The sequence below is a fragment of the Streptomyces sp. MB09-02B genome (assembly GCF_033794485.1).
Taxonomy (GTDB): domain Bacteria; phylum Actinomycetota; class Actinomycetes; order Streptomycetales; family Streptomycetaceae; genus Streptomyces.
The window spans coordinates 1-3983 of the sequence record NZ_JARGEE010000620.1; the positions used below are offsets into that span (position 1 = coordinate 1).

The 3983-nt window shown below is 70.5% G+C and carries 4 protein-coding genes; 2 read left to right on the top strand and 2 right to left on the bottom strand.

The features are described from left to right. Positions 1-82 precede the first annotated feature (82 nt). Positions 83-1039 (top strand): alpha/beta hydrolase, encoded by a 957-nt coding sequence (locus tag P1P70_RS41805; RefSeq protein ID WP_319247306.1) that lies wholly within the window; start codon positions 83-85, stop codon positions 1037-1039. A gap of 234 nt (positions 1040-1273) precedes the next feature. Next, positions 1274-1951, top strand: a complete 678-nt coding sequence (locus P1P70_RS41810; protein ID WP_319247307.1) for an SDR family NAD(P)-dependent oxidoreductase — start codon at positions 1274-1276, stop codon at positions 1949-1951. Positions 1952-2021: 70 nt separating this feature from the next. Here P1P70_RS41810 and P1P70_RS41815 read toward each other — a convergent pair whose 3' ends face one another. Together P1P70_RS41815 and P1P70_RS41820 are read right to left on the bottom strand one after the other, a co-directional pair. Further along, a complete protein-coding gene (locus P1P70_RS41815) occupies positions 2022-2720 on the bottom strand; it encodes a helix-turn-helix domain-containing protein (RefSeq protein ID WP_319247309.1) in 699 nt (232 codons plus the stop codon). 202 nt (positions 2721-2922) lie between these two features. Next, a partial coding sequence (locus P1P70_RS41820; protein ID WP_319247311.1) for an RICIN domain-containing protein occupies positions 2923-3983 on the bottom strand: 1061 nt, incomplete at its 5' end.

A 3983-nucleotide genomic window follows, 5' to 3' on the forward strand; every position in this document is an offset into this window, starting at 1 on the left:
GTCCCGCCCCGCGCGTAGCCGCGCCGTAGCCCCCGGCAGGCGCCCTCAGGGCCCGACTCCCCCGACGCGTACGCTCGTTCGCATGGTTGCGCACCGAATGATCGAAGCGAACGGAGTACGACTGCACATCGCCGAGCAGGGCACCGGCCCCCTCGTGGTGCTGCTGCACGGCTTTCCCGAGTCCTGGCACTCCTGGCGCCGCCAGTTCGACCCGCTCGCCGCGGCGGGCTTCCGCGTCGTCGCCCCGGACCAGCGCGGATACGGACGCAGCGACCGCCCCGAAGCCGTGGACGCATACACCATCCTCCATCTGGTCGGCGACGTCGTCGCGTTGATCCAAGCCCTCGGCGAGGAGAAGGCGTACGTCGTGGGGCACGACTGGGGCGCGCCGGTCGCCTGGCACACCGCCCTGCTGCGGCCGGACATGGTGCTCGGGGTGGCCGGCCTGAGCGTGCCGCCTCCCTTCCGGGGGAAGCAGCCGCCGCTCGCGGCGGCGCGGGAGAGGTTCGGCGGCCGCTTCTACTGGAACTACTTCGACCGCCCGGGTGCCGCCGACGCCGAGTTCGCCGAGGACACCCGCACCACCCTGCGGAAGATCTTCTACTGGGCCTCCGGCGACGCGCCCCTCACCGGCGAGGACAGGCAGCCCCTGGTCGACCCCGAGCGGGGCTGGCTCACGACCATGGCGGATCCCGAGGCGATGCCGGAGTGGTTCACCGAGGACGACCTCGACGTCCTCGTCGAGGGTTTCTCCTCGGGCTTCACCGGTGCCCTCAACTGGTACCGCAACCTCGACCGCAACTGGGAGCTGACAGCGCCCTGGCACCACGCCGTCGTCACCCCGCCCGCACTGTACGTCTACGGCGAGCGTGATCTGGTGCCGGCGTTCCCCGGCACGCCCGAACTCATCGCGGCCCTGCCGGATCTGATGCCCAACCTGCGGGGCGCGCCCGTCGAGCTGCCCGGCTGCGGACACTGGACACAGCAGGAACGCCCGGACGAGGTGAACGCGGCACTCATCGACTTCCTGACGGCCTGATCCCGCGCACTCCGCGTTCTTGGACGGCAGGAGTCTCCGCGGCAGCCCTCCATGAAGGCGTGTGTACACCGGCAGGCAAGTGGATCGCCCTTTCCGTTTCCGTGATAACGTCGTGAGAGTGAACCGGATAGCCCTATCCGAATTCACGGAACGGATAGGGCTATCCACATCCCTGCCGAGTCCCCCACTCCCCTCACTCACCCTCACTCCCGTCAATCACCGGAAGGACGTGCTGTGACCAGCATCGCCATCGTCGGAGCCGGCCCCCAGCTGGGGCTGGCCATCGCCCGCACCTTCGGCTCCCACGGCTTCGACGTCGCCCTGATCTCCCGCGACCGCGACAAGCTCGATACCCTCGCCGCCCAGCTCTCCGAGGACGGCATCACCGCAGCCGCCTTCCCCGCCGACGTCCTCGACCGCGAGAGCCTCACCCGGGCCCTCGACGACGCCGCCGCCCACTTCGGCGGCATCGACGTCCTCGAGTACTCCCCCGTCGGCACGCTCGGCTCCACCACGCTCACCACGCCCGCCGACTCCGAGCCCGCCCACATCCAGCACGAGATCGAGTTCCAGCTCTACGGGGCCGTCACCGCGACCCGGGCGGTCCTGCCCGCCATGCGCCAAGCGGGAACCGGCACCCTCCTCTACACCACCGGCGCGGGCTCCGTCGCCCCTGTCCCCCAGGTCGCCAACGTCAACGCCGCCGCCGCGGCCCTGCGCAACTGGGTCGTCAACCTCCACAAGGAACTCGACGGCACCGGCGTCCAGGCCGCGCATGTCGGCATAGACGTCTCCATCGGCACGTCCGTCATCCCCGACTTCCCCACCGCCCAGCCCGAGGAGATCTCCCCCGTCTACTGGGACTTGCACTCGACCAGGCGCGACCAGGCCGAACTCGTCTTCAGCCGCTGACACGCCGACGACAGCGCCCACGACGACACCCGGCGGCCTCGCTCGACACGAGGCCGTCGGGTGCGCCCGGTCAGCCGCCCTCGCCCGACTCCCGAGGGACGGGGGGCGGCTGCTCGGCGCGGAGCATGGCCCGGTAGAGGGCGTCGTGACCGGGTGAGGCCGGCAGCGGGGCCCGGGCCGGCGCCTCGAAAGCCTGGACGAACAGAGCGGCGACGCGACGCCAGGCGTCGGGCGCGGCGTCGCCGGTGGCGCTGACGACACCGGCGGTGGCCATGTGCAGCAGCACCAGGTCCGAGGTGTCGAAGTCCTCCCGCAGCCGGCCCGCCGCCTTGGCGCGGCCGATCAGCTCGACCATGGCCGCGTAGGCCTCGTTCCGCCGCCGTTCCAGGACCTTGGCCGTCGGGAAGGTGGTGGTCAGCACGTCGGCGAAGCCCGAGTCGGCGGCCTGCATCGCGCACGCGGCCTCGATGTATCCGACGAAACCCGTCCAGGGGTCGGGGTCGTCGAGGGCCACGGTCACCGCGTCGGCGTAGGCGCCCATCCGGTCGGCGAAGACGGCGTCGACCAGTTCCTCCTTGGTCGGGAAACGCCGGAACATGGTGGCGATGCCGACGCTGGCCTCGCGGGCCACGGAGGCCATGGAGGCATGCAGACCGTCACGCGCGAACACGGTCCGCGCGGCGGCGATGATCCGCCCCCGGTTGCGCTCGGCGTCGCTGCGCAGAGGCTGGGCGGCGGGGCCGTCCGGGGTCTGGGCGCCAGGGTTCATAGCGATCAGTCTAGCAACCGGAAGGACCTATCCGTTTCAGGGTGCGAGGCCCCATGCCCCTGGACCGGCGCCGCGTCCTGAAGGTACCCGACCGTCCGACCCCGGCTACGCACGGATGACTTCGGGAGTGATCGACATGGCACTGATCCTGGTGACCGGCGGGTGTCGGGGGTCGCCACCCGCCGGGCCTCGGTGTGCGTCGTCAGACGGTGGGGCGCTGGAACTGCTGGTTGGTGCCGGTTCCGCAGGTCCACTGGATGAGCCGGGCGCCGTTGGCGGTGGAGGCGTCCTTCACGTCCAGGCACTTGCCGCTGTGCCGGGCCACCAGTCGGTGGTAGCCGCCTCCCTGGTCCTGGAACTGCCACTGCTGGTTGGTGCCGGTGCCGCAGCGGTACTGGTTCACGAAGGCTCCGTCGGCGGTGGAGTTGTTCGCGACGTCCAGGCACTTGCCGCTGTGCTGGGCGACGACACGGACGTAGCCGCCACCGGCGTCCTGGAGCCTCCACTGCTGGTTGAGGCCGCCGCCGCAGGTGTACTGGAGGGCCGCCGCGCTGTCGGCGGCCGAGTTGTCGGTGATGTCGAGGCACTTGGAGCTGTGCCGGGCGACCAGGTTGTAGTAGGGGCCGCCGCCCACGCCGCTGACCGTTCCGGCGGCGGTGTCGATGGCGACCTGCGGGTACCAGGGCAGGTTCATGGTGCGTGCGGTCGGGAAGGTCAGCGGCAGCCAGACGTACTGGGAGTCGTTGACGGTGCCGCCCATGGAGTTGCCCCAGCGGTCGCCCATGTACAGGTACGAGGTGCCCTGTGTGCCCTGGACGGGCAGGACGAACGTGGTCTGGGAGCCGTAGCCGATGTCGTCCCCGATGTCGGCCATGGCGGTCCAGGGGCCGGCGATGCTGGTCGCGGTCGCGTACCTCTGCTGGTTGGGCTTCCAGCCGCTGTTGCCCGAGGTGAGCATGAAGTAGACGCCGTTCCGCTTGAACAGTGCCGGTGCCTCGCGGAAGGTGCCGGCCCACGGGTTGGCGACCAGGCTGTCGTACGCCGTGTATCCGGCGTTGAGCTTCCAGATCTGAAGATCGGCGTTACCGGACGCGGACGTGATCTGGTACGCGGTGCCGTCGTCGTCCTTGAACAGTGTCATGTCCCGGGACGTGGTGCCGGACGGCGGGCGGAAGCTGCTTTGCCAGGTGTAGTCGCCGTCGACGGTGTCGGAGACGGCGACCGCGGCGCGGGCCTGGTTGTAGTCGCTGCCGTTCTCCTTGT

Excerpts from the sequence above, each read along its gene's own strand:
- P1P70_RS41805 (WP_319247306.1), top strand. The coding sequence starts at position 83 with ATGGTTGCGCACCGAATGATCGAAGCGAACGGAGTACGACTGCACATC.
- P1P70_RS41815 (WP_319247309.1), bottom strand. The coding sequence starts at position 2,720 with ATGAACCCTGGCGCCCAGACCCCGGACGGCCCCGCCGCCCAGCCTCTG.